General features: G+C 69.7%; 20 protein-coding genes. 9 read left to right on the plus strand and 11 right to left on the minus strand.

Annotated elements, in window-relative coordinates; translation table 11 throughout:
- Positions 1–4 precede the first annotated feature (4 nt).
- Genes HUT12_RS31925 through HUT12_RS31935 form a run of 3 tightly spaced genes read left to right on the plus strand, consistent with a single transcriptional unit; the run spans position 5 to position 2356 of the window.
- The gene (locus tag HUT12_RS31925; protein ID WP_131053447.1) at positions 5–1327 is read left to right on the plus strand and encodes a glycosyltransferase family 87 protein; all 1323 of its coding nucleotides are present in this window, start codon (positions 5–7) and stop codon (positions 1325–1327) included.
- Entirely contained in the window at positions 1324–1956 is a 633-nt protein-coding gene (locus HUT12_RS31930) for a phosphoribosyltransferase (protein WP_131053448.1), read from the plus strand. Before HUT12_RS31925 ends, HUT12_RS31930 begins: the two co-directional genes overlap by 4 nt.
- A gap of 22 nt (positions 1957–1978) precedes the next feature.
- Positions 1979–2356 carry a zf-TFIIB domain-containing protein gene (locus HUT12_RS31935; RefSeq protein ID WP_176095591.1) on the plus strand — a complete coding sequence of 126 codons (378 nt, stop codon included), beginning with the start codon at positions 1979–1981 and terminating at the stop codon, positions 2354–2356.
- A gap of 70 nt (positions 2357–2426) precedes the next feature.
- Here HUT12_RS31935 and dnaB read toward each other — a convergent pair whose 3' ends face one another.
- Positions 2427–3818, minus strand: a complete 1392-nt coding sequence (dnaB, locus tag HUT12_RS31940) for a replicative DNA helicase (RefSeq protein ID WP_131053612.1) — start codon at positions 3816–3818, stop codon at positions 2427–2429.
- A 404-nt stretch (positions 3819–4222) separates the two neighbouring features.
- Between dnaB and HUT12_RS31945 the strand changes: the two genes are divergently transcribed.
- Positions 4223–5884 (plus strand): hypothetical protein, encoded by a 1662-nt coding sequence (locus tag HUT12_RS31945; RefSeq protein ID WP_176095592.1) that lies wholly within the window; start codon positions 4223–4225, stop codon positions 5882–5884.
- A gap of 106 nt (positions 5885–5990) precedes the next feature.
- Here the strand turns inward: HUT12_RS31945 and rplI are convergent, their stop codons facing one another.
- The 4 genes from rplI to rpsF all read right to left on the minus strand — a co-directional run bounded on the left by rplI (position 5991) and on the right by rpsF (position 7646).
- Entirely contained in the window at positions 5991–6437 is a 447-nt protein-coding gene (rplI, locus tag HUT12_RS31950; protein WP_131053610.1) for a 50S ribosomal protein L9, read from the minus strand.
- 14 nt (positions 6438–6451) lie between these two features.
- On the minus strand, positions 6452–6691 hold the full coding sequence (gene rpsR, locus HUT12_RS31955; protein WP_007073789.1) for a 30S ribosomal protein S18: 240 nt from the start codon (positions 6689–6691) through the stop codon (positions 6452–6454).
- Positions 6692–6732: 41 nt separating this feature from the next.
- Positions 6733–7275, minus strand: a complete 543-nt coding sequence (locus HUT12_RS31960; protein ID WP_176095593.1) for a single-stranded DNA-binding protein — start codon at positions 7273–7275, stop codon at positions 6733–6735.
- An 80-nt stretch (positions 7276–7355) separates the two neighbouring features.
- Complete coding sequence (gene rpsF, locus HUT12_RS31965; RefSeq protein ID WP_117228245.1) at positions 7356–7646, minus strand: 30S ribosomal protein S6; 291 nt, start codon at positions 7644–7646, stop codon at positions 7356–7358.
- Positions 7647–8234: 588 nt separating this feature from the next.
- Between rpsF and HUT12_RS31970 the strand changes: the two genes are divergently transcribed.
- Both HUT12_RS31970 and HUT12_RS31975 read left to right on the plus strand, forming a co-directional pair.
- The gene (locus tag HUT12_RS31970) at positions 8235–9026 is read left to right on the plus strand and encodes a deoxyribonuclease IV (RefSeq protein ID WP_131053608.1); all 792 of its coding nucleotides are present in this window, start codon (positions 8235–8237) and stop codon (positions 9024–9026) included.
- The gene (locus tag HUT12_RS31975; protein WP_254877012.1) at positions 9023–11380 is read left to right on the plus strand and encodes a hypothetical protein; all 2358 of its coding nucleotides are present in this window, start codon (positions 9023–9025) and stop codon (positions 11378–11380) included. The genes HUT12_RS31970 and HUT12_RS31975 overlap by 4 nt, the downstream gene beginning before the upstream one ends.
- A gap of 15 nt (positions 11381–11395) precedes the next feature.
- Here HUT12_RS31975 and HUT12_RS31980 read toward each other — a convergent pair whose 3' ends face one another.
- From HUT12_RS31980 to HUT12_RS31990, 3 genes are all read right to left on the minus strand, one after another.
- A complete protein-coding gene (locus tag HUT12_RS31980; protein WP_131053606.1) occupies positions 11396–12907 on the minus strand; it encodes a glycosyltransferase family 87 protein in 1512 nt (503 codons plus the stop codon).
- A 155-nt stretch (positions 12908–13062) separates the two neighbouring features.
- A complete protein-coding gene (locus HUT12_RS31985) occupies positions 13063–15969 on the minus strand; it encodes a transglycosylase domain-containing protein (protein WP_176095594.1) in 2907 nt (968 codons plus the stop codon).
- A gap of 197 nt (positions 15970–16166) precedes the next feature.
- Positions 16167–16622 (minus strand): DUF5318 domain-containing protein, encoded by a 456-nt coding sequence (locus HUT12_RS31990; protein WP_131052108.1) that lies wholly within the window; start codon positions 16620–16622, stop codon positions 16167–16169.
- A 174-nt stretch (positions 16623–16796) separates the two neighbouring features.
- Between HUT12_RS31990 and HUT12_RS31995 the strand changes: the two genes are divergently transcribed.
- Both HUT12_RS31995 and HUT12_RS32000 read left to right on the plus strand, forming a co-directional pair.
- A complete protein-coding gene (locus tag HUT12_RS31995; protein WP_176095595.1) occupies positions 16797–17435 on the plus strand; it encodes a PadR family transcriptional regulator in 639 nt (212 codons plus the stop codon).
- Between the two features lie 23 nt (positions 17436–17458).
- Positions 17459–18538 carry an inositol-3-phosphate synthase gene (locus HUT12_RS32000; RefSeq protein WP_131052123.1) on the plus strand — a complete coding sequence of 360 codons (1080 nt, stop codon included), beginning with the start codon at positions 17459–17461 and terminating at the stop codon, positions 18536–18538.
- 147 nt (positions 18539–18685) lie between these two features.
- Here HUT12_RS32000 and HUT12_RS32005 read toward each other — a convergent pair whose 3' ends face one another.
- From HUT12_RS32005 to HUT12_RS32015, 3 genes are all read right to left on the minus strand, one after another.
- Entirely contained in the window at positions 18686–19165 is a 480-nt protein-coding gene (locus HUT12_RS32005) for a methylated-DNA--[protein]-cysteine S-methyltransferase (RefSeq protein WP_176095596.1), read from the minus strand.
- A gap of 193 nt (positions 19166–19358) precedes the next feature.
- The gene (locus HUT12_RS32010; RefSeq protein ID WP_176095597.1) at positions 19359–21443 is read right to left on the minus strand and encodes a S8 family serine peptidase; all 2085 of its coding nucleotides are present in this window, start codon (positions 21441–21443) and stop codon (positions 19359–19361) included.
- A 261-nt stretch (positions 21444–21704) separates the two neighbouring features.
- Positions 21705–23165, minus strand: a complete 1461-nt coding sequence (locus tag HUT12_RS32015; RefSeq protein ID WP_131052112.1) for a CCA tRNA nucleotidyltransferase — start codon at positions 23163–23165, stop codon at positions 21705–21707.
- 125 nt (positions 23166–23290) lie between these two features.
- Here HUT12_RS32015 and murJ point away from each other — a divergent pair, with 125 nt between their 5' ends.
- A complete protein-coding gene (gene murJ, locus HUT12_RS32020; RefSeq protein WP_131052113.1) occupies positions 23291–25042 on the plus strand; it encodes a murein biosynthesis integral membrane protein MurJ in 1752 nt (583 codons plus the stop codon).
- The last annotated feature ends 23 nt before the right edge of the window (positions 25043–25065 follow it).

Here is a 25065-nt window from a genome sequence, read left to right on the forward strand (position 1 = left end):
CGACGTGAGCGCCGCCACCTCGACCCCCCACCGCACCGGCAGGTGGCACCGCCTCGACACCGCCGCCGACGGCCTCGCCCTCGACCTCGGCCTGTACTCCACCGCAGCCGTCTTCGCCGCGATCACCGCCGCCACCAGCACCCTCGTACCCCACCGGGCCTGGGGCACCATCGCCGCACTCGGCTACCTCGCCGCCGCACTCGCCGCCACCGGACAGCTCCTCCTACGCCGCCACCGGCCGCACTCGAAACTGGTCACACTGCCCGGACGCGCACTGGTCACCGCACTCGCCTGGGCCGGCACCGCCCTGCTCCCCCTGATCTGGCAGAGCGTGCAACGCGCGTCCGGACGCACCGACCGCGCCCAGGAGGAGGTCCTGGTCGTCGAGGACTCCGGCACCCGCCTCGTCGACACCGGCACCCCCTACCTCGGGCCCGACGCCATCGCCGCACTGCCCGCCGACGAACGACTCCTCGGCTACACCCCCTACCAGCCGGGCATGGCCCTCTTCGGAATACCCCGCGCGTTCGCCGACACCTGGTGGACCGACGCCCGGGTCTGGTTCGCCGTCGGCACCGCCGTAGCGCTGCTGCTCGCCATCCGCGTCCTGCGACCACCCACCGCCCGCACCGGAACCACCCGACACGACGCCCTGCTGCTCCGCGGCGTACAGGCCGCCACCGTCCTGCCCGTATGCGCGCTCACGCTCGCCACCGGCGGCGACGACCTGCCCGTACTCGCGCTCTGCCTGCTGGCGCTCGCCCTCGCCGCCACCGCCCGACCCGGCTGGGCCGGCGTCGCGGTCGGGCTCGCCGGAGCCCTGAAACTCTTCGCCTGGCCGGTCGCCGCAGTACTGATCATCTGGGGCCTCACCCGCCGCGCCGGCCTACGCGTCGCCGCCGGAGCCCTCGGACTCCCCGCCGCCGCACTGCTCCCCACCCTGCTGGTCGACCGCAACGCGCTGGTGGAGAACGTGCTGCGCTTCCCCCTCGGGCACGGCCTGGTCTCCAGCCCCGCCGCCAGCCCGTTCCCCGGCTACCTGATCGCGAACGCCCTGCCCGCCGGCCGGGTGATCGCCGCCGCGCTGCTGGTCGCCGCCGGGGTCGCCATCGCCGTCCTGCTCGCCCGCCGCCCACCCCGCACCGCCCGCAGCGCCGCCCTGATCTGCGGGTACGGCCTGCTCGTCGCGATCCTGCTGATGCCCGCCACCCGCTTCGGCTACCTGCTGTACCCGATCGCGTTCCTGCTCTGGGCCCCCGCGCTCGACCTCGGGATCCGGCAACCGCCGAGCACGGACGACCCACAGGGCGTAGACCTGAGGACATGACCACCTACCGCGACCGCACCGAGGCGGGCCAGGTACTCGCCGACCGACTCACCGCCCTGGCCGGCGAACCGGACCTCGTCGTGCTGGGCCTGGTACGCGGCGGCGTACCGGTGGCGCAGGTCGTCGCCGAACGCCTCGACGCACCCCTCGACGTTCTCGTGGTCCGCAAACTCGGCATGCCGTGGGCCCCCGAGGTCGCCTTCGGCGCACTCGGTCCCGGCGGGGAACGCGTCCTCAACGACGTCGTCGCCGAACGGCTGAGCCCCGACGACATCGCCGGAGTACAGGAACGCGAACAGACCGAACTGGACCGGCGGGAACAGCTCTACCGGGCCGACCGACCGCCGCTGGACCTCACCGGCCGTACCGCCCTGATCGTCGACGACGGCCTGGCCACCGGCGCGACCGCCCGCGCCGCAGTCCAGGTCGCCCGCCACCTCGGCGCCCGCCGCGTGGTGGTCGCCGTACCCGTCAGTGCGCCGCAGGCCCACGAGATGCTGGCCGCCGAGGCCGACGAGGTGGTCAGCGCGCTGTGCCCCGCCGACTTCGGCGCGGTCGGCGCCTACTACGACGACTTCCACGAGGTCTCCGACCACGAGGTCACGGCGGCGCTGACCACTATCGGGTGAACCGACCAGGTACCTTCGGGTCATGAGCCTGACCTGTCCCAAGTGTCGCGGAGAGATGCGCCAGTACGAGCGCAGTGGGGTCGTCATCGACCAGTGTGGCGAGTGCCGCGGGATCTTCCTCGACCGTGGTGAGCTGGAGAAACTGTTCGAGGCGGAGGCCAACTGGAGCGCCGCCCAGCAGGCCCCGCCCGCCCCCCAGGGTGGCTACCAGCCCCCGCCGCCGCCCCCGGCTCCCGCCCCGCACCAGCCCGGTTACGGCGCGGTCCCGCCGCCCCCGCCCCCGCCGCACGGCTACCCGGCCCCGGCACCCGCGTACGGCCACTCCCAGCAGCACTACGGCTACCACGGCCACTACCGGCGCAAGAAGCGCAAGAGCTTCCTGGACGACATGTTCGGCTGAGCAACACCGCGACCGGGCCGCCACCTCGGCCGGCCCGGTCGCCCGCCAGACCGGGCCCGTCTCGGACGGCTCAGACGATGGCCATGTCGACGAATCGCGACAGGTGCAGCTGGGCAGCCACGGTCACCGTGTCGGTCGGACCATTTCGATGCTTGGCAACAATGAAATCTGCCTCTCCGGCCCGAGGCGATTCCTTGTCGTAGTAGTCGTCGCGATGCAGAAGTATGACAACATCGGCATCCTGCTCAATTGATCCAGATTCACGCAAATCGGACAATTGTGGACGCTTGTCGGTGCGCTGCTCGGGGCCACGGTTCAGCTGGCTGACCGCAATGACCGGGCACTCGACCTCCTTGGCCAGCAGCTTCAGGCCTCGGGACAGGTCCGCGACCTCCTGCTGCCGACTCTCGGTGCGCTTCGGTGAGGTCATCAGCTGGAGATAGTCGACCACGATCAGCTTGAGGTCGTGTCGCTGCTTGAGTCGACGAGCCTTGGCCCGGATCTCCATCAGGTTCATGCTCGGCGTGTCGTCCACGAAGAGTGGCGCCTCACTGATCTCACCCATGCACCGGGCGAGCTTCGTCCAGTCGTCGTCGGAGAGTTGCCCGCTGCGCAGTACGTGCAACGGCACACGCGCTTCGGCCGAGAGCAGCCGCATGACGATCTCGACCTTGCTCATTTCCAGCGAGAAGATGGCCGCCGCATGGTTCGCTCGAATTGCCGCATTTCTGGCAAAATCCATACTTGCCGTAGATTTTCCCAAACCAGGTCGACCTGCCACGATGATCAATTGGCCGGCGTGCAAGCCGTTGAGCAGGCGGTCCAGGTCGGTGAAGCCGGTGGGTACGCCGGTCATCACGCCGCCCTGCGCGCCGACGGCCTCGATCTCGTCGAGGGTCGGTTGAAGCATGTCCGCCAGGATGGCGAAGTCCTCGCTGACGCGACGTTCGGTGACGTCGTAGACGGCCTGCTGAGCCAGGTCGACGACGTCGTCAACGTCGCGAGTGCCGCCGCCTCCGGTGCCGTATCCGAGTTGGACGATCCTGGTGCCGGCCTCGACCAGCCGTCGGAGTACCGCCCGTTCACTCACGATGCGCGCGTAGTACGCGGCGTTCGCGGCGGTCGGCACGCTCGCGATCAGCGTGTGCAGGTACGGGGCGCCGCCGATCCGGGCCAGGTCGCCGGAGTCGGCCAGCGCCGCGGCGACGGTGATCGCGTCGGCCGGCTCACCGCGACCGTAGATCTCCAGGATGATGTCGAAGATGGTGGCGTGCACCGGCCGGTAGAAGTCGTTGGTCTTGAGGATTTCGACGACGTCGGCGATGGCGTCCTTGGACAGCAGCATCCCGCCCAGGACGCACTGCTCGGCCGCGACGTCCTGGGGTGGCGTCTTGTCGAACTGGCCGTCGCGCGGTGGCGGACCGGACGGCTGCCCTCCGCCGGGAAACGACTCTGTTCGCATGTCATCCGTGACCGACACCGGGTCCCCCTCCACTGCGTCGGATCGTGCCCGGGCTCACCGCCCGGGTGCGACGGTCGACCGGCCGTCGATCGGGGGCATCTGGCGGCGGGCCGGGGGCTAACGATACGGAACCCGAGGTCAGCCACCAACCAGCCCGGTGGATGAGCCTCGGGACAACCTGTGGATGGCGGTGGGCGAGCATGTGCGCAGCGTGTGCACAGCATGTGGATAACTCCTGGGGAACAGTGGGGCGCACGCCATTGAGCTGGACAGGTAATGTCCACAGCCTGTGGACAGGAATTTCTGGGTAGGGCTTTGTCCTGAACGTCCCGTAGGATCGGTGCCCTACGGCTACACCTGGACAGCGGATTGCGCTTTCGGTTGAGAAGGGTCACGCTCCGGCCGTGAGTTACCGGGACTGGGTACGCGGGGAGGACGGCCCGCGTGAGCGGCCGACCGCTTCGTGGGCCGAGCCCGTGGATCGGGACCCGGACGAGCGATACGACTCCGCGGTCGAGCGGTACCGCACCCCGAGTCGCCGCCGGGCCGCCGAGCGCGGCCAGGAGGAGCCGGCCGAGCCGTACCTGCCGCGCTGGGCGCTGGAGTCCGGCGTGCGCAGTGTCGACGGCGGCGGGCGGCACGCTGCTCCTGATGAGGATGACGAGGTCGAGCGGCCACGGTACGCGGGTGGTCGGCGTTCGGCCGAGCGCGGCGGGAGTCGCCGGGCCGGTGAGTCGAGTTGGCGCGAGCCCACGGCACGGGCTGCCCTGCCGGCGTCCGATCACACCCGGGAGTGGACGTTCGACCGTCCACAGGAAGAGGGGTACGTCGGTAGTCGTCGCGCCGAGGACGACGACCCGGTCTCGGGCGTGACGCCGCAGAGCCGGCCGCGTCGGGCCCCGTCGCAACGTCGCCAGGTGACCTGGTCGGGGCTTGCGGAGGAGGAGGCCGAGGCCGGCGCGTCCGAGCCGGCTGTCGAGCCTCCCACTCGGCGTCGACGTCGTGCGGCGGAGCCCTCGACGCCGGCGGTGGATCCGTGGCAACGGGGCACGGAGCGGGCGGCGGAGCCGGAGTACCAGCAGCCGGCGGTGGATCCGTGGGACGCGTCCGGTCTGCACGCGTGGGACCAGTCGGCGGTTGACGGTCGCCGGGTGGACTCCGCGTCGACCGATCCCTGGGACGCGGACAGTACGAGCCAGTGGCTTCAGGCGGCGGGTGCGGATCCGTGGCTCGAGCCGGACAGCACCGGTCAGTGGGATCGGTTCGCGGAGCCGGAGCCGGAGCCGCGGGAGCGGGATCGGCCACCGGAGCGGAAGCGGCCACCGGAGCGGCAGGCCGGTTACTCCGAGCCGGACCGGTGGGACCGGACGGAACCGCCGCGTTCGGGTGCGGTTCCGGCGACCTCGGGTGCGGGGCAGTGGTCCTGGATGGAGCGTGCGGAGCAGGAGCCGGAGCAGGCGCAGGCGCGGGAGCCCTTCTGGCCGGGTACGCGTCTGGCAGGCGACGATCCGCGGTGGGTGGACGCGCCTGAGTCGGCACCTCGGTCGCCGGTGGTCGGGTACACCGCGCCTCGCCCACGGCCCGCGCCCCGTCGGCGTTCGTCGCCCGCGCCGGCTCCGCCTCGGCCGGTCGGCATGGCGGCCGTACGGCGGCGGATCGAGGCGGTCGGTTCCGGGGGCTGGAACCGGCGACTCGAGGACGACCTGCTCGATCCGGATCCGGGTGGTCCGTGGCTGCCGCTGCTGTACACCGCGGCCTGTTACCTGCTGCCGGCGGTAGTGATCTTCGTCTGGTTGCTGACGCTCGACGGGGCGCCACCGGCCGGTTGTGTGACCGATATCAGTGGTGGCGGCTGTGATTCGCCACGGGCGCGGGCGTTCGGCGCAATGGTGGCCGGGTTGCCCCGTTTCGGGTTGGCGTTGATGAGCAGCCTGGCGGTCGCGATGTTGTTGCGTCGGGTGGGTACGACGTGGCGGTCGACCACGGTGGCGTTGGCCGCTGCCGTCGTGGGTGGTGGTCTCTCCACGGTGATGATCAGTGCGGTGACGGGCCAGCCCATCGGCTGACGAGGGTCGGGCACCGTGAGTCGGCCTTCGTCGACCGGGTACGCGTACGCGACAGGGCCCGCACCATTGATCGGTGCGGGCCCTGTCGCGTACGTCAGCGGGGCGCTCAGCCCTGCACAACGTTGAGGTTGAACGTGGCGGTCACCTCGGGGTGCAGCTTGACCCGCACCGCGTGCGACCCGATCGCCTTGATGTGGCCGGGAAGCTCCAGCCGACGTCGGTCGAGCACCGGGCCGCCGGCCGCCTTGACGGCGTCGACGATCTCGGCGGAGGTGACCGAGCCGAAGAGCCGACCACCGTCACCGGCGCGGGCCTTCAGGTTGACCTTGAGACCCTCGAGCTGGCCCTTCACCTCGTTGGCGTGGCCCAGATCGCGGATCTCCCGTGCCGAGCGGGCCCGCTTGATCAGCGTGACCTGCTTCTCCGCGCCCTTGGTCCAGGCGATCGCGAAGCCCTGCGGGAGCAGGTAGTTACGGCCGTAGCCGTTCTTGACCTCGACGATGTCGCCGGGGGTGCCGAGTCCGGACACCTCCTGAGTCAGGATGATCTTCATGGCGGCGCCTCCTCTCAGCGGGCCGTGGCGGTGTACGGCAGGAGCGCCATCTCACGGGCGTTCTTGACCGCACGGGCGATCTGCCGCTGCTGCTGCGAGGTCACGCCGGTCACCCGCCGAGCGCGGATCTTGCCGCGGTCGGAGATGAACTTGCGCAGCAGGGCGGTGTCCTTGTAATCGATATAGGTGATCCCGTCCTTGTCTAGCGGGTTCACCTTCTTCTTCGGCTTGCGCAGTGCCGCAGCCTTCGCCATTGCTCTTGCTCCTGGTTTACGATCACGGGCGCTCGGCGCCATTAGAACGGAGGCTCCTCGTCGAGGTTGCCGCCACCCGAACGGGAGGGGGCTGGTGCGGCCGAAGCCCAGGGGTCGTCGAAGTTGCCTCCGCCGCCGCCCTGGCCACCACCACCGCCGCTGTTGCCGCCGCCGCCGAAGCCGCCGCCGCTACCGCCGGAGCGGGACATCTTCTGCACCTTCGCCGTGGCGTAGCGCAGAGACGGGCCGATCTCGTCGACCTCCAGCTCGATGACGGTGCGCTTCTCGCCCTCGCGGGTCTCGTAGGACCGCTGACGCAGCCGGCCCGACACGATCACGCGGGCACCGCGCTGCAACGACTCCGCCACGTGCTCCGCGGCCTGACGCCAGACGGTGCACGCGAGGAACAGGGGCTCGCCGTCCTTCCACTCGTTGGACTGCCGGTCCATGTACCGGGGCGTCGAGGCGACCCGGAACTTGGCGACGGCTGCCCCCGAGGGGGTGAACCGCAACTCGGGGTCATCGGTCAGGTTCCCGATGACCGTGATGGTGGTGTCTCCTGCCATGACCAACTCCTCGCACACTCAACCGTTCCGCCGTACAGGTTCTCAGAACCCTCTGACAGCGCGGGTGAGGCTGTTCCGGGTGGGGCTAGGTGGATGGATTAGCGCATTTCCGGGCGGATGACCTTGGTGCGCAGCACGGACTCGTTGAGTCGCAGCTGGCGGTCCAGCTCGGCCACCGCCTCAGGCGATGCCTGAAGGTCGACGACGGCGTAGATGCCCTCGGCCTTCTTGTTGATCTCGTACGCGAGGCGCCGGCGGCCCCACACGTCGGTCTTCTCCACCGAGCCACCCGCGGTCCTGATCACGTTCAGGTACGTGTCGAGCGACGGGGCGACGGTGCGCTCCTCGAGGCTGGGGTCGAGGATCACCATGATCTCGTAATGACGCAAGACGTGCTCACCTCCTGTGGGCTAAGCGGCCACGGTCCTTCCGTGGCAGGAGGTCGTGCGTCGCTGCCCGTCCCGCACCGGGGGAACCCGACCGGGAGCGGACAACCGGACCAGGATACCCGGCCCGGACGATCACCATCACCGAGGTGACCGGCACAGCGAACCGGGGGTCCGCGTCGACGTCGCTGTCGACCCGGACCCCCGGTCACGGGACCGCGGGGCGTCCCGTCCGCATTCCTTGGGTGGGACCTGGGGAGGAACGACCACACCGATGAGGTTGGACCGAAGACGCCCCGCGGAGCTTTATCACGTTGTTATCTGACGATATCCCGGAAGTCAGCTCTTCATGGGGCAAATCCCAGAATTGCCGACATTTTTCTCCGTCGACATCCGTCGACGTCCCGCTGATGCCGATGCGCCCGACCGGCCCGGTCGGGCATCGACAGGCCACCGGTCCGTCGACACCGGGATCGGGGACGTCCGAAGCGCCGGATCCATCGGTATCAACGAGTTCCGACGGGCGCGGTGACGCCATCGGGCCGGTGGGCGTCACCCCGACCGTCGGTCGCGGGACGTAGGCTCCCCTGCATGCGTATCGGAGCCCACGTCGATCCGACCGACCCGCTGGCGGAGGCGACCGCCCGAACGGCCGACACCGTGCAGTTCTTCCTCTCCGACCCGCAGGGTTGGAAGGCCCCACAACCCCGTGCGGACGCGGAACAGTTGCGCGCCGCCGAGGTCGACGTCTACGTGCACGCGCCGTACGTCGTCAACGTCGCCACCGGCAACAACCGGATCCGTATCCCGAGCCGGAAACTCCTGCTCGCGCACGCCCAGGCGGCCACGGCGATCGGAGCCAAGGGGCTGGTGGTGCACGGTGGTCACGTCAACGCGGGTGACGATCCGGCGAGCGGCATCGAGAACTGGCGCAAGGCCCTGGCGTACGCGGCCGACTCCGGCGGTTTCGGACTGCCGGTGCTGATCGAGAACACGGCCGGCGGCGAGAACGCCTGCGCCCGTCGACTCGACGCGCTCGCTCGGCTCTGGGACGTCATCGGCGCGTACGACGTGGGCTTCTGCCTCGACACCTGCCACGCGCACGCGGGCGGTGAGGAACTCCTCGGCCTGGTCGACCGCGTCAAGGCGATCACGGGGCGGGTCGACCTGGTGCACGCCAACAACTCCAAGGACGCGTTCGACTCGGGCCGGGACCGGCACGACAACCTGCGTGGCGGCACCATCGAGCCGGACCTCCTGGTGGCCGTGGTCCGGGCGGCCGATGCTCCGGTCATCGTGGAGACCCCGGGCGGTGCTGACGGGCAGAGCGGTGACATCGCCTTCCTGCGTGGACAACTCGGCTCGGAGACGTCGGCGGCATGACCACGGACCAGTCCGCCACCGGCGGCTCACAGTCGGCCTCCCAGGACGGCACCACGGCCGAGCCGCCCGCCTCCGGCGGGTCGGCAGAGACACCTCCGCCCTCGGCGGCCACGGACGCAGCGGCCGATACCGGCACTGACGCCGACGGCCGAGGCACCCCGGACGGCAAGAAGAGCGACAGCACCGGCAAGAGTGCGACCGCCCAGACCGCCGCCTCCGGTGCGCGCACGGCCGCAAGCGGCGACGACGCCGCCCTCGACGCGGACCCGGGCACGACCGGCAGCACGGGCACGACCGGCAAGGCCACCGTCGGCGAAGGCGGGACGGCCGGGCCCGGCGACCAGAGCGCCCCCGCCAGCAAGACCACGCCCGGCACGAGCACGTCCAGCGAGGCCGCCGCGCTCGGCGCGGGCACCGGCGATGACCAGGGTTCCACCGGCGAGACGGCTGGTGGCACCGGCAAGGACCCGACGAGCAAGGACCCGACGAGCAAGGACGATACGAGCAAGGACGCACCCAGCAAGGACGCCGGCGAATCGGGCAAGGAGAAGGCCGGCGAGGGCGCCCCGGGCGACGGCAAGCCGGACCCGTGGGCCGCCTTCGGACCGGCTCCCGTGCCGGTACCCACCTGGTACGGGCGACTCGGTCGCCGGCTCGGCCGGTTCGCCATCCACGAGTGGACCCTGGCCGCCCTCGGGTCGCTGGCGCTGGCCGTCCTGATGACCTGGCCGACGCTGCGCTACCCACGGCACACCCTGCCGCAGGACTACTGGGACCCGAGCCTGCAGGCATGGCAGATGGCATGGTCGGGGCACATCCTGAAGACCGACCCGGCCCAACTCTGGCACGCCAACACGTTCTTCCCTGAGCGGTGGAGCTTCGCGTTCTCCGACACCCTGCTCGGGTACGCCCCGGCAGGCATGATCGGGACCGGCCCCGAGCACGCGCTCCTGCGGTACAACATCATGTTCGTGCTCGCCCACGCGCTCGCCACGTTCGGCGCGTACGTGCTGGCGCGGCAGCTCGGAGCGAGCCGGATCGGGTCTGCGGTGGCCGGGGTCAGCTACACCTACGCGCCCTGGTTGCTGGCGCAGGCCGGCCACCTGCACGTGATCTCCAACGGCGGTATCCCGCTGGCGCTGGCCATGCTCGCGCGGGGGCACGGCTGGTCGCTACGGCACGGCTACCGGCCCAAACGTCGCAACCCCGGTTGGGTGTACGCCGGTTGGCTGGTCGCCGCCTGGCAGTTGAGCCTCGGTTTCGGCATCGGTCTGCCGTTCGCGTACGTCCTCGCCGGCACGGTCGTGGTGGCCGCCGTCATCTGGTACGCCAAGCGCATCTTCTGGCGGGTGAAGCGGCCCTTCGGTCAACGGCTCCTGACCGCCGACCTGATCGGTGGCCTGATCTTCGCCGGAGTCGGCATCCTGCTGGCCATCCCGTACTTCACGGTGACCCAGCTCCACCCGCACGCGGAACGTTCCATCGCCGACATCGCCGTCTTCTCCCCTCCGGCGACCGGCTTCGTCACCGCTCCCGGTGAGTCCCGCGTCTGGGGCGAGCTGCACGAGGGCGCTCGGGCGATCCTGCCCTGGCACCCGGAGATGACGTTGCTGCCCGGCTTCGTGCTGTACGCGTTGGCTGCCGGCGGCCTGTTCTTCTCGATCTGGACGGCCCGCCAGCGTCTGCTGCTCCTTCTCGGCGTGCTGGTCACGATGGTGTTGGCGATGGGCACCGAGTTCTTCGGCGGCACCTTCACCTACGTACCGCTCTTCGACCACCTGCCCGGCTGGAACGGCATCCGTACGCCGGGACGGCTGATGCTCTGGACCACCCTGTTGTTGGGGCTGCTCGCGGCGGGCGCGGTCAGCGCGTTCGCCGAGCGGGTACGGGAGATCTCCGCCGCGCGGATTCCGTCCTGGCCCAGCCCCTGGCTGCGCCTGGCCACCCTGGTCCCGCTGGTGCTGGTCGTCGCCGAGGGCACGAACACCACCCCGCAGCCGGTGGTGCCCCCGCAGCCGGCCGCCATGCGCGAGGTCGACGGTCCGATGCTGGTGCTGCCCAGTAGCCAGGGCCACGACCAGCCGGTGATGCTCTGGTCGACCTCGCGGTTCCAGCAGGTCGTCAACGGCGGTAGCGGCTTCGTGCCGCGGCAACTGGACGATGTCCGCCGGGTGACGATGGCCTTCCCGGACCAGACCAGCGTCGACTACCTGCGCACCCTGGGCGTGCAGAATGTCCTGATCCTGCGGGACCTGGTCGTCGGCACGCCCTGGGAGATCAGCATCGACGCACCGGTCGACGGGCTCGGCATCACCCGTGAGGAGATCGGCTCGGTCGTCGTCTTCCGGCTCTGAGTGGGCCGGTGGCGGTCAGCCGGTGGTGACGGGGACCGGGGCGGGGTCGGTGGTGGCGCGGCGACGTCGCCATCGGTCCAGCCAGGGGGCGTCGGGGGCGCCGTCGAGCACGCCCCCGTCGGGGTCGTCCTGGTAGGTGCTGCGGACCGCGTCCCGTTCGGGGTGCAGGATCTCCCGGATCACCAGCACGCACAGGACCACCACCGTGGTCAGTCGCAGGCTGGCGGCCAGCACGAAGACGCCCTCGGGGAAGACGGGCCGGCCGGTGGAGGCACCGAGCAGTTGGCCGTAGAACGCGACGAAGTAGCAGATCTCGGCGGCCTGCCAGGCGAGGAACGCACCCCACTTGGGTCGGGCCAGCACCACCAGCGGCAGCAGCCAGAGGACGAACTGCTGCGACCAGACCTTGCTGAAGATCAGGAAGACGGCGACCACGAGGAAGGCGAGTTGGCCGAGCCGGGGCCGGCGCGGTGCCAGCAGCCCGAGGGCCCCGATGCCGAGGCAGGCCAGTCCGAAGAGTACGTACGACAGGTTGTTGAGGGTGGGGATGTTGGCGTCGAGCCACTGGAACGGACCCATGCTCGCCGGATCGCCCACCTTGCCGTCCAGGTAGCGACCGATGTACCACAGCGTGCCCCAGTCGATCGGGCGCTCGGTGTTGAGTTCGAAGAAGCGCTTCCAGCCGTCCCGGGTGGCTTCCGGGAGGGCCACCGGCAGGTTCACCGCCAGGACCGTGACCACTGCCGCACCGATCGCTGTGAACGCGGCTCGGAGCCGGGCCGTACGGAAGGCGAGCACCAGGATCGGGCCGAGTATGAACAGTGGCCACATCTTCGCCGCCCCGGCCAGCCCGAGCAGGATCCCGGCCAGGACTGGTCGGCTGCGTGCCCAGGCCAGCAGCCCGAACGCGCCCAGTCCGATGGCGAGCAGGTCCCAGTTGACGGTGGCGGTGATCAGCAGTGCGGGGGCCAGGGCGAAGAGTGCGGCGTCCCATGGTCGTCGTCGGCGTAGCGACAGCAGCACCGCCACGGTGGCCACCGCCAGCGCCCCGAGTACGAGCACGTTCAGGTTGTAGAACCACTGTCCCTGGTTGATCTGCGGGTTGCCGTCACCCACGGCGTGCACGGGCAGCCCGAGCGCCCCCATGAAGTACCCCGTCAACACCGGATACTCGACCGGGTGGTCCCGGTAGGGCACGGCACCCTCGTGGAGTCGCTCCGCGTAGTAGAGCGCCAGTACGTCGGTGTAGCAGAAGCGGGTGTACTGCTTGTTGTCCACCCATGCGCCGTCCTGGCAGGGCGATTTCTGCACCCAGTGCAGGGCCAGGGTCAGGCAGGTCAACGCCAGGACGATGCGGACGGCCGTCCAGAACCGGCGTTCCGAGCCGCTCTGGCGGTCGCGCGCGGTGGCGTGGTCACCGAGCGGACCGCCGATCAGCCCGGAGAGGCCCCGCACGAAGCCGTCGGAGCGGGACGGGTGGTCGGGTACACCGGATTCATCGATGCCGGGCGTCGACTGGGTGCTCATGACCGTGCATCCTGCCGTATCAGTTGACCGCGCAGAAGTCGAACCACGGCAACGCTCGCGGATCATTCGTCGATGGATGCCGATCCGCCAGGGGCCATGAACGCCGCGTGGGCGGCCCGAACCAGGTTCGGGCCGCCCACCACGTGGACCGGATGTCAGTTCCGGGTGCTTCTGGGTGGCAGCAGACCGCCGCCACCACCACCCGGTCCTTGGCCGCCGTTGTTCGGGTCGCCACCGCCGGGACCGTTGTTGCCACCGCCCGGGCCACCGTTACCGCCGCCTGGACCGCCGTTGCCGGGGCCGTTGTTGCCCGGACCGCCAGTGATGCCGCGCTCCAGCAGACAGGGCAGGTCGGTGGGGTCACAGTTGTTCTGCCCGGCCGGCGGCGCGGGCGGCGGAGGCGGCGGCGGTTCCTCACCGTTGCCCAGTTTGTCGTCGCCGACTCCGGTCACGTTCGGCAGGTCGACGGGGTCGGAGCTCTTCAGCGCGTCATCCATGTAGCGCTTCCACACCGCCGCCGGGAAGCCACTACCGCCGACGTTGGCGCCGTTCTTGTCGACGATGGCCGGCTTCTTCGGGTCCTTGCTGCCGACCCAGACGGCGGTGGCGACGTTCTTGTCGTAGCCGACCATCCAGGCGTGCGCGTTCTTGTCGGTGTTGTTGTGCTCCCAGGTGCCGGTCTTGCCGGCCGCCTGCCGGCCGTTACTCAGGCCGGCGTTGCTGCGGCTGGGGATCTCCTTCAGCACGGCGGTCACCTCGTCGGCGACCTCCGACCTGATCACCTGCGTGCCGCCGCCCTTCGTCAGCTTCTCACCGGCGATCTTGTCCCACTTGCCGGTCGCCTTGTTCTGCTTCTCCACCACCCGGACGAAGTGGGCCTTGTTGTACTTGCCGCTGTTGGCGAGCGTGGCCAGCCCGTTGGCGTGGTCGAAGACGGTGATCGGGTACTGCCCGAAGCCGATGACCCGGTCGAACGTCTTCTTGCCGAGGTCCTCGGGCTTGTTCTTGGTCAGGTCGTACGGCTTCGGCGGGTCGACCGACCAGATGGTCCGGATGCCGGCCCGGCGGGCGATGTCGATGACCTTGTCCTCACCGACCTGCTCGGCGATGTGGAAGAACGGCACGTTGTACGAGAGCACGGTCGACTCCTGCAGCGTGCAGGACTTGTTGCAGTTCTCCCGGACGTCCCGCCCGGCGTTGATGATCTCGTTGGCGTAGCCCTCGGGCTTGAACGGGGTCGCGTCCCAGCGCGACTTGACCGAGATCCCCTCGTCGATCGCCGCCGCCAGCGTATAGACCTTGAACGACGAGCCCGGCGGGTGACCACCGACGATGTCGCCGTTGCTGTTGGTGTTCATCCCGGCGTAGTCGAAGTCCGCGCCGCTGTTGCCGCCGTAGTAGGCCAGCACCCGCCCGGTCTTCGGGTCGATGGAGACCGCCGCCGCCATCAGGTTCTTCGGCTGCCCGTAGAGCACCGAGCCCTTGCGGTCCGGCCGGGCCGCCTCTTCCAGGGCCTTCTGCATCTTCGGGTCGATGGTGGTGGTGATCCGGTAGCCGCCCTCACGCAGCTCGGTCACGCAGTTCGGCAACTCCGTCGCGCCGGAGTTGGAGCAGATGCCCCACTCCTCCATCTCCTTGCGCACATAGTTGATCACGTTGCCGACCGGGGTGGCGACACCGAACCCGTTGTCCTTCTTGATCTTCTGGACCTTCGGGTACTCGGTCGGCCGCTCGAGCTTGCCGGGCACGCCCAGCCAGCCCTCCTCGACCATGCCGTTGATGACGTACTCCCACCGGGACTTGGCGTCGACCTCGTTGACCTCCGGGTCGAATCCCTGGTGGGTGGCGCTGGCGACCGGCTGTTTGATCAGCGCGGCGAGCACCGCCGCCTGTGCCGGGGTGAGCTTCTCGGTGGTGGTCTTGAAGTACGTCTGTGCCGCCGCCTCGATGCCGTACGCACCTCGACCAAAGTAGATCACGTTGAGGTAGTTCTCCATGATCTGCTCTTTGCCGAAGTTGTCGTTCAGCTTGGAGGCGAGGATCGCCTCCTTCACCTTCCGGCCGTAGCTGTCGTCCTGAAGGTTCTCGTAGGCGTTACGGGCGTACTGCTGGGTGATGGTCGAGGCGCCCTGTCGGTCACCGCCGGAGAGGTTGTTCCAGGCGGCCCGGGCGATGCCCTTGTAGTCGACGCCGGAGTGCCGGTAGAAGTTGCGGTCCTCGGCGGCGGCGACGGCGTGCTGTACATGTTCGGGGATCTTGTCGATGGTGACGAAGATCCGGTTCTCGTTGCCCAGCTTGGCCACGACGGTCTTGTTGTCCTTGGCGTAGACCGTGGTGGAGAGCGGCAGCGGGATCTCCTTGGGCAGCACCACGTTCGTCGAGTAGTAGGTGAACCCGACGACGCCGATGCCGGCCAGCATGATGAACACCGCGAAGCTGGCGATCAGCATGTTCATCCGCTTGCGCTTGCGGGCGCGGGACACCGCGTCCGGATCGCGGCCACCGCGACCGGGACCCGCCGGACCGCCCGGGCCGCCAGGCCCGCCGGGTCCACCGGGACCGCCGACACTGGCCCGGGCCACCGCGGCCCGGCCACCGGCACCGCCCACGGACGCCGCACCGACGCTCGCCCGGCCGGCCGACGCCGCGCCGACGGACGCGCGTCCTGCGGGCCCGCCCGGGGCCGGGCTCACCGGCACCGAAGCCCGCCCGGACCGACCGGGGGCGGGCGAGACGGGCACCGAGGCGCGACCGGGCCCGGCCGGCGAGACCGGCACGGAGGCCCGGCCGGGGCCGGCGCGACCGACGGAGGCGGAACCGACCGACGCCGAACCGGCGGCGGAACCGCCGCGCGGCGGTACGCTCGCCGATCCGCCGACCGAGGCGCGGCCACCGGCCGAGGCACGGGCCGACGGGCCGGACGACTCCGGACCGCTCGACCAGTTGCCTCCGCGAGGATCACCACCCGGATAGCGGTACGCGTCGTCCGCCTGCCCCGGGTCGTCCTGGCCCGGAATCCGGGCCCGTCCGCGCGAGGAGCTGGGATCGCCGTACGAATTCATTCCTCACACCCTGCCGTCGCGGTGGGGCGCACTCGCACCGCCACCGGTTTGCCGTGAGTTGGGACACCCCGAGCGCGGGGCACGGGGGTGCCGCCGCATCAGTGCCACATCCGAATCATTCGGACTATTCAGACCTACAAGCCGTCGGTCACCCCGGTCGCGTGCAGTACGGCCGGGGCCGGCCGATCGAGCTCGAATCACCGTTGCGCCTCTCGCCTTCGCCGGGCACCCGCTCCACTCGCGGCAGCCACTCCACCCGGCGTCTCCTGCTCCGACTCGCCACCGGTCAACCCGTCCCGCCCGAGCAGGTACTGCTCGACGAGATGGTTCCAGTCACAGCCGAGACACACCTCCACCACGAAGACCTGGAACTCACGCAGCGTCATTGCCAGCACGGACAGCTCCGCGACCGTGCGGGCCTGGCCGGCTGACTGCTTGAGCTCGTCGCCATAAATGTAATGGACGTGCGTGAGGTTCTCGCTCCGGCAAATCGGGCATCGCTGGTCCGTGGACTCGCCGTGGAACCGAGCCGCGTTCTTCAGGTAGGGAGACGCGTCGCACAGGTCATAGGTGCCGACGCGACCGGCGAGGAGTTCACGCAGCAGCGCTCGCTTCCGGAGCGAGTAGTCGACGACCTGGCGCTGCGTACGCATGCGGCAAAGGGTACGCGGTCTCGTCTGGCGGGGCGACCACCGTGACGATCCGTGATGAGGGGACCTCGGAGCGAGGAGTTTGCCCGCCGAGGTGTGAGACGCTACGGTTCGATGTATCGGCCCGATACATCGCGGCGGTTAGCGCTCCACGCACAGGGTAAAGGAAGGATGGCCGTGCTCGAACTCGCCATCCTCGGCCTGTTGCAGGAGGCCCCGATGCACGGCTACGAGCTCCGCAAGGAGCTCACCGCCAAGCTCGGGGCGATCCGTGCTGCGATCAGCTACGGCTCGCTCTACCCGACCCTGCGCCGGTTGCAGGCGGCGGGATGGATCACCGAGGCCGCCGAGACACCCGCCACCGCCGAGGAGGTTCCCGCGCTGACCAGCCGACGAGGTCGGGTGGTCTACACCATCACCGCGGAAGGAAAAGAACGCTTCGCTCAGCTCATCGCGCAGACCGGGCCGGAAACCTACGGCGACACCGGTTTCGGTGTGCACTTCGCGTTCTTCTCCCGAACCGACCGGGCGACCCGACTCCGCATTCTGGAAGGTCGGCGCCGCACGATCGAGGAACGTCGCGAGGGTCTTCGCGACATGCTGGGCCGCGCGGCCGAGCGCCTCGACGCGTACACCCTGGAGCTGCAACGCCACGGCCTGGAGGCCTGTGAGCGTGAGGTCCGGTGGCTGGAGGAGCTCATCGCCAACGAGCGCTCCGGCCGTGCCCCGACGGTCCCGCACGACGGGACGGCCGGCGGCCGACGAGATGACAACAGCCCGCCTCCGCCTGGAGAGACCAGGACAGAGCGGCCGTGACCAAGAAGAAGGAGGCACACGCGATGGGCTCCGTCCGCGTCGCCATCGTCGGTGTGGGTAACTGCGCCTCGTCCCTGGTACAGGGCGTCGAGTACTACCGGAACGCCGACCCGAACGACCGCGTCCCGGGTCTCATGCACGTCACCTTCGGCGACTACCACGTCTCTGACGTGCAGTTCGTCGCGGCGTTCGATGTCGACGCCAAGAAGGTGGGCATGGACCTCGCGGAGGCGATCGTCGCCAGCGAGAACAACACCATCAAGCTCTGCGACGTGCCGCCGACCGGCGTCACCGTGCAGCGCGGCCCGACCTTCGACGGCCTCGGGCAGTACTACCGCGAGATCATCAAGGAGTCGGACGTCGAGCCGGTCGACGTGGCCAAGGCGCTGCGCGACGCGCAGGTCGACGTGGTCGTCTCCTACCTGCCGGTGGGCTCGGAGCAGGCCGACAAGTTCTACGCCCAGGCCGCCATCGACGCGGGCTGCGGGTTCGTCAACGCCCTGCCGGTCTTCATCGCCTCGGACCCGGAGTGGGCGCAGAAGTTCACCGACGCCGGCCTGCCGATCGTCGGTGACGACATCAAGAGCCAGGTCGGCGCCACCATCGTGCACCGGGCCCTCGCGAAGCTCTTCGAGGACCGGGGCGTCGAGCTGCTGCGTACGTACCAGCTCAACTTCGGCGGCAACATGGACTTCATGAACATGCTGGAGCGCAACCGCCTGGTCTCGAAGAAGATCTCGAAGACCCAGTCGGTGACCTCCCAGGTGCCGCACGAGATGGCCAAGAGCGACGTGCACATCGGCCCGTCGGACCACGTGCCGTGGCTGGACGACCGCAAGTGGGCGTACATCCGCCTGGAGGGTCGCTCCTTCGGCGACGCCCCGCTCAACGCGGAGCTCAAGCTCGAGGTGTGGGACTCGCCGAACTCGGCCGGCGTCATCATCGACGCCGTCCGGGCCGCGAAGATCGCCATGGACCGGAAGATCGGTGGCCCGATCCTGTCGGCGTCGTCGTACTTCATGAAGTCCCCGCCTGTGCAGTACGCCGACCACGAGGCGCACGCCGCCGTCGAGGGCTTCATCACCGGTGAGGTCGAGCGCTGACGCGCTGACCACCAGCAGCACCGTGAAGGGCCGGGTCCACGTGGACCCGGCCCTTCACGTCGTCCCGGGCGGCACTCGGATCGTGGCACTGTGGCTGCTCTCGGCCCGGCGTGTCGACTTCCTACAGTGCCACGATCGAGGCGGTTGTCAGGACCAGGCGCGTTGCAGGGCCACGCGGGCCTCCAGCTCCAGCAGCTTGACCTTGCGGTCCAGACCACCGCCGAAGCCGACCAGCTTGCCGCCGGCACCGATGATCCGGTGGCACGGCACGATGACCGGGACCGGGTTGCGGTTGCAGGCCACCCCGACCGCGCGGGCGGCACCGGGATCCCCCAACCGCCGGGCCACCTCGCCATAGGTCATCGTCTCGCCGTACGGGATGAGGGTCATCTCCCGCCACACCGCCCGCTCGAACTCGGAGCCTCGGGGCACCCGCACCGGCACACCGAACTCGGTCGCCTCACCGGCGAAGTACGCGCGCAGCTCCGCCACCGCCCGCCGGGACACCTCGTCGACCGGTTCCCTCGGCGCGCCCGCCACCGCCGCGAAGTGCGTCCCGCACACGCTGTCACCCTCGGTGGCCACGGAGAAGTCCCCGATCGGCGAATCCAGCACGGTCCAACGCATCCCGCCATTGTCCCCCAGCCGCCCACCGCGACCACGATCGCGCTCGAAACGGGATCGAGTGGTGTCCCACCACGTCCGATGCCCCTCGATCCGGGATCGAGGGGCATCGGGCGATCCTGTGCACAGCGCAACGGTCGGCGCCCGCCGGAGCGTCCCTGGGGGCGCTCCGGCGGGCGCCGGATGGTACGAGAGATCAGGCGACGGCGAAGAAGAACTTCTCGCCGTTGCCGAGACCCAGGTCTTCCCTGCTCCAGTCGATGTTCTTGCTCGAAATCAACTGCTTGTTACCGGCCTTGCCGGCGGTGACGGCCTGCTCGTCCCAACCACCGAGGTAGATCGAGCCGTCCGCGTTGTAGTCCAGGAAGTAGAACGTCTGGTACGAGCCGGTCGACTTGCTGTTGGCGATCAGCGGTTTGGTGCCCTTGCTCGCCGCGATCACGTACCGGTTGTTGGCCAGGGCCTTCAGGTAGAAGAGGCCGTCACCCCGGTTGACCATCTGGTACTTGGTCGACTTGGTGACCGACTTGCTGGTGGCGATCAGCGGCTTGCTGCCCGCGACCACGTACCGGTTGCTCGCCTTGGCCTTGATGGTGACCACCGGGGCCGGCGCGTCGAAGGTGAACTTCTCCGTGGAGCCGACGCTGGTCTTGCTCGCCTTCAGCGACGACTTGCCGGACTTCGCCGCGGTGACGTACTTGCCGTTGGCCTTGGCCTTGAGGCTGACCGTCCCGTCGGTGTGGTGCACGATCGTGAACTTGCCCGCCGTGACGATCGTTTTGTGACTGGCGATCAGCGGCTTGGTGCCCTTGCTCGGCGCGACGACGTACCGGCCGGTGCTCTTGGAGCGCAGCGCGACCAGCCCGCTACCGGCGTTGACGACGTCGTACCGCTGCGCGGTGCCCAGGCTCGACCCGTTGTTGACCAGTGCCTTCTTGGTGCTGGCCGCGGTGACGAACTTGCCGTTGGAGCTGGCCTTCAGGCCGTACGAGTTCCGGGCCTGGGTGACCGAGCCGACGGTGAGCAGCCGGTCCATCGAACCCTTCGGGTCGTACACCGCACCGGCGATGCCGGTGGTGACGATCCGGTCGCGAACCTGCTTCGGCTTCCACGTCGGGTTGCTCTGCAGCAGCAGGGCAGCCGCGCCGGCCACGTGCGGGGCGGCCATCGAGGTGCCGCTCATCCCGACGCTACCGGTGTTGTTGTCGTGCCGGGCCGAGACGATGCTGACGCCGGGGGCGAACACGTCGAGGCACTTGCCGTAGTTCGAGAACCACGCGCGCATGTCGATCCGGTCGGTGGCACCCACCGTGATGGCGTCCGGCACCCGCGCCGGGGAGACGTTGCAGGCGTTCTGCGACTCGTTGCCGGCCGCGATCGCGTAGGTGACGCCCGAGTCGACGGACTTCCGCACGGCCGCATCGATCGCCGCCGACACGCTGCCTCCGAGGCTCACGTTGGCGACGGCACGCCTCGGCGCGTTCTTCATCGCGTCCTCGGTGACGAAGTTGATGCCGGCGATGACACTGTCCGTGGTGCCGAAACCGTCGCAGTCGAGCACCCGTACGCCGACGAGCTTGATCTGCTTCGCCACGCCGTACTTGGCGCCGCCGACGGTGCCGGCCACGTGCGTGCCGTGGCCGTCGCAGTCCTCCTCCGATGCCGGCACCGGCGTGGTGGGATCCGGCTCCGTCCCGGGGTCGATGGGCTCGGCGAAGTAGTCGAACCCGATACTGGCCCGGCCACCGAAGTCCTGGTGCTTGGTGTGGATACCGGTGTCCACGATGTACGCCGTGACGTTGCTGCCCGTGTTCGGGTACTTGAAGCTCTTGTTCAGCTTCGCGGACGCCTGGTCGAGCCGGTCGAGACCCCACGACGGCGGGTTGCTCTGGGTGGCACTGGCCGACACCCGGCGCACCGGCTCCACGTAGGCCACGGCCGGGTTGGCCGCCACCTTATCGGCCTGCTGCTTGCTCATCGAGGCCGAGAAGCCGGGCAGCGCCGTACCGAAGACCTGCCGGACGTTGCCGCCGTTGTCCCGGATGAGCTTGGCGGCGATGGTCCGGACCGAGGTGTAGGTGGCCCGCTGGTCCTTCAGTACGACGATGTAACGGCCGGGAACGACGTCGGAGCGTTCGGTGCCACGCACCTCGGCCCGCGCGGGCTCGTCAGGGGTGGTCGCCAACGCGGCTTGGCCGGTGGCGACGGTGATGATGGAGGAGGCGGTCGCGAGGGCGAGCCCGGCCGCCGCCGAGCGGCGCAGTACGCCACGGTATTTCACTAAGTGATCTCCCCGTTGTGTCGACCGTGCCGGGTGGGCAGGTCGGACGGACAGTGAACGTCTCGCTTCGGCAGGAAACCTGCTAGCGAAGAGACGTAGCAACATCATGTACGACGGACGCAACGACCTGTCTCAACCTTTCGGTCGAAACGTCGGCGTTTCGTCGTAGCGTCCTACCCCGACGGAACGAGCCACGGTGGACGTCGGGTCGGGCGGTGGTGTTCCACAGCCGCACGGCGGCAGGACGACGGCGGTCGGCGGTCAGCCGACGATGCCCTCCTGGCGGGCCCAGCGCAGCAGCTCGGCCTCGGCGGTGTCGCGGTCCAGCGGCCCGTGTTCCAGGCGCAGGTCCTTGAGGTGCTTCCAGGCGCGGCCCACGATCGGCCCCGGTGGTACGCCGAGCAACTCCATGATCGCGTTACCGTCCAGATCGGGCCGGACCCGGGCCAGGTCCTCCTCGGCCTCGATCCGGGTGATCCGTTCTTCCAGCGCGTCGTAGTCGGCGGCGAGCTGGGCGGCCTTGCGCCGGTTGCGGGTGGTGCAGTCGGACCGGGTCAGCTTGTGCAGCCGGGACAGCAGGTCGCCGGCGTCGGTCACGTACCGCCGTACCGCCGAGTCGGTCCACTCGCCCCGGCCGTAGCCGTAGAACCGCAGGTGCAGCGCCACCAGCGTGGTGACCTTGGCGGTGACGTCCTTCGGGTAGCGCAGCGCCTTCATCCGCGCCTTGGTCAGCCGGGCACCGACCACCTCGTGGTGGTGGAAGCTGACCCGTCCGTCCGTACCGACCGACTTGGTGGCCGGCTTGCCGACGTCGTGCATCAACGCGGCCATCCGCAGGACGAAGTCCGGCCCGTCCTGCTCGTACGACATCGCGTTACGTACCACCGTCAGGGTGTGCTCGTAGACGTCCTTGTGCTGGGCGTGCTCGTCGATCTCCAGCTTGAGACCGGTCAGTTCCGGCAGGAAGCGCTCGGCCAGCCCGGAGTCCACCAGCAGTCGCAGCCCGGTGATCGGGTCAGCCGCGGTGAGCAGCTTGGTGAACTCGTCACGGATCCGCTCGGCGGTGATCCGGTCCAGGTCCGCCGCCATCCGGTTCATGGCCGCCTGCACGTCGGGGTGGACCGCGAAGCGGAGCTGGGCGGCGAACCGGGCGGCCCGCAGCATCCGCAGCGGATCGTCGCCGAACGACTCGGCGGGCGTCCCCGGGGTACGCACCACCTTCGCGGCCAGGTCGGCGAGCCCGCCGTACGGGTCGGTGAACCGGTGCTCGGGCAGGCTCACCGCCATCGCGTTGACGGTGAAGTCGCGCCGCCGCAGGTCCTCGACCAGGCTGCTGCCGTACTGGACCACCGGGTTGCGGCTGACCTGGTCGTACGACTCGGCGCGGAAGGTGGTGATCTCCAGCCGCAGGCCGTCTCGCTGGCAACCGATGGTGCCGAACTCCCGGCCGGTCTCCCAGACCGCCTCGGCCCAGCCGCGCACGACGGCGAGCGTCTGGTCCGGGTGGGCGTCGGTGCAGAAGTCGAGGTCGTCACCGAGCCGACCGAGCAGGGCGTCGCGGACCGAACCGCCCACAAGGTGCAGTTCGTGGCCGGCGGCGGCGAACCGGCGACCCAACTCGTCGGCGACCGGCGAGACCCGGAGGAGTTCGGCGACGGCGTTGCGCTGCGCGGCGGTGAGTTCGCGGCGGTCGGTGGTGTGGGATGCGGCGGCTTCGGACATCGGACCAGCAGCCTATCGGTCCAGATCGGCATCTCATCCGCCGGGCGCGGGTAACCGGCCGGGGTTGACTAAGGTCTGTGGCGTGGGGGCCGGTACGGCTCCGGCGTACCCCTGGGAGGCACAGCATGAGCGGCGGGCTCTACCGCAGCGCGAACGCCGCGCAGGGCGGCGCGCCCGGCGGTCGGCCGGACGACGGTGCCACGTTCATCTCCGCCGACCCGCTGAACCAGCCGGCCGTCGAGTCGGTCGCGCCCCCCCAGGAGCAGGTCGGCGAGGCCAGCGCCGCCACCAACAGCGCGGTCATGGCGATCGGCAGCCTGGTCAGCCGGGGTACGGGATTCCTCCGCAACCTGGTCATCGGCGCGGCGCTCGGCGGGGCGCTGGTGGGCGACGCCTACACCACCGCGCAGATCCTGCCGGGAATGGTCTACGAGTTCCTGCTCGGCGGCATCCTGACCAGCGTGCTGATCCCGGTGCTGGTACGCCGGCGCAAGGCGGACAGCGACGGCGGCCAAGCGTACACCCAACGGCTGTTGACCCTGGCGCTGCTGGCCCTCGGTGCCGCCGCCCTGCTCGCGGTCGCCCTCGCCGTACCGCTGACCTGGCTCTACGGTGCCAGCGAGTCCGCGCCCGGCTACTCCGGCCTGGTCACCGGGCTGGCCCGGCTCATGCTGCCGATGATCTTCTTCTCCGGCCTGAGCGCACTGATCAGCGCCGTGCTCAACACCCGGGGCCACTTCGCCGCACCGATGTGGGCACCGATCCTGAACAACCTGGTGGTCATCGGCACCGCCGGCCTCTACATCGGGATCTTCGGCGCCGAGATCGTCGGCCCGGACGACATGACCACCGGCCGGGTCCTGCTGATCGGTGGCGGCACCCTGCTCGGCGTCGCCGTCCAGGTCGCCGGCCTGATGCCGGCGCTGCGCAAGGTCGGTTTCCGATGGAAGCTCCGCTTCGACTTCCGCAAGCTCGGGCTCGCCGAACTGGGCCGGCTCGGGGCGTGGATGATCTGCTACGTCGCGGTCAGCCAGATCGGCCTGATCGTGCTGTTCAACCTGTTGAACCGCGCCGGCAAGGAGAACTCCGCCGGTCCGCTGATCTACAACAACGTGTTCCTGCTGTTGATGACCGCGCACGGCATCATCGCCGTATCGATCATCACGGCGCTGATGCCCCGGATGAGCGCCGCTGCCGCCGACGGCCGGTACGCCGACCTCGCCGCGGACCTGTCCCGGGGCACCCGCACCGTCTCGGCGGTGCTCGCGCCGATCGCGGTCTGCTACGCCGTGCTCGCCACCCCGATCGCGTTCACCCTGTTCCGATGGGGCGCGTTCGACGAGGACAACGCCACCGCGACGTCCCTGGTGCTGCTCGCCGCCGCGCTGGCCCTGGTGCCGTTCGCGATCAGCCAGCTCTTCACCTTCGCCTTCTACGCACTCCCCGACACCCGCACCCCGGCGCTGATCAACATTCCGGTGGTGGCGCTGCGGATCGGCGTACAGATCGCGCTGTTCCTGATCTTCTCGGCGAGCTTCGCGGGCGCCGGGATGATGATCGGCAACACCGTCTCCTACCTGGCCGCCGCCATCATCTCCGCGTGGCTGCTGCGGCCCCGGGTGGGGCGGATCGGGCTGGGCGCGATCCTGCGAACCCTCGGCCGGGTGGCGGTCGCGGCGGTGGGAGCAGCGGTGGCCGGCCTGCTGGTGGTCGCGCTGCTACCGGGAGGCGACACGCCGACTCGGCTGGAGGCCGTCGTGCAACTCGTGGTGGGTGGCGCAGTTATCGGCGGTACCTATCTCGGGCTGGCCACGGTGCTGCGCATCTCCGAGATCACCGAAGTGCTGGGGATGGTCCGCAGGCGTCTCGGGCGGTGATCGCCGACGCCTGACGCCGCTGC

Origin of the sequence: Verrucosispora sp. NA02020 (assembly GCF_013364215.1) — a bacterium.
Taxonomy (GTDB): domain Bacteria; phylum Actinomycetota; class Actinomycetes; order Mycobacteriales; family Micromonosporaceae; genus Micromonospora.

Excerpts from the sequence above, each read along its gene's own strand:
- HUT12_RS31935 (WP_176095591.1), top strand. The coding sequence starts at position 1,979 with ATGAGCCTGACCTGTCCCAAGTGTCGCGGAGAGATGCGCCAGTACGAG.
- HUT12_RS31990 (WP_131052108.1), bottom strand. The coding sequence starts at position 16,622 with ATGCGTACGCAGCGCCAGGTCGTCGACTACTCGCTCCGGAAGCGAGCG.
- HUT12_RS31985 (WP_176095594.1), bottom strand. The coding sequence starts at position 15,969 with ATGAATTCGTACGGCGATCCCAGCTCCTCGCGCGGACGGGCCCGGATT.
- HUT12_RS32015 (WP_131052112.1), bottom strand. The coding sequence starts at position 23,165 with ATGTCCGAAGCCGCCGCATCCCACACCACCGACCGCCGCGAACTCACC.
- rpsR (WP_007073789.1), bottom strand. The coding sequence starts at position 6,691 with ATGGCGAAGGCTGCGGCACTGCGCAAGCCGAAGAAGAAGGTGAACCCG.
- dnaB (WP_131053612.1), bottom strand. The coding sequence starts at position 3,818 with ATGCGAACAGAGTCGTTTCCCGGCGGAGGGCAGCCGTCCGGTCCGCCA.
- HUT12_RS32000 (WP_131052123.1), top strand. The coding sequence starts at position 17,459 with ATGGGCTCCGTCCGCGTCGCCATCGTCGGTGTGGGTAACTGCGCCTCG.
- HUT12_RS31970 (WP_131053608.1), top strand. The coding sequence starts at position 8,235 with ATGCGTATCGGAGCCCACGTCGATCCGACCGACCCGCTGGCGGAGGCG.
- murJ (WP_131052113.1), top strand. The coding sequence starts at position 23,291 with ATGAGCGGCGGGCTCTACCGCAGCGCGAACGCCGCGCAGGGCGGCGCG.
- HUT12_RS32005 (WP_176095596.1), bottom strand. The coding sequence starts at position 19,165 with ATGCGTTGGACCGTGCTGGATTCGCCGATCGGGGACTTCTCCGTGGCC.
- HUT12_RS31980 (WP_131053606.1), bottom strand. The coding sequence starts at position 12,907 with ATGAGCACCCAGTCGACGCCCGGCATCGATGAATCCGGTGTACCCGAC.
- HUT12_RS31930 (WP_131053448.1), top strand. The coding sequence starts at position 1,324 with ATGACCACCTACCGCGACCGCACCGAGGCGGGCCAGGTACTCGCCGAC.
- HUT12_RS31975 (WP_254877012.1), top strand. The coding sequence starts at position 9,023 with ATGACCACGGACCAGTCCGCCACCGGCGGCTCACAGTCGGCCTCCCAG.
- rplI (WP_131053610.1), bottom strand. The coding sequence starts at position 6,437 with ATGAAGATCATCCTGACTCAGGAGGTGTCCGGACTCGGCACCCCCGGC.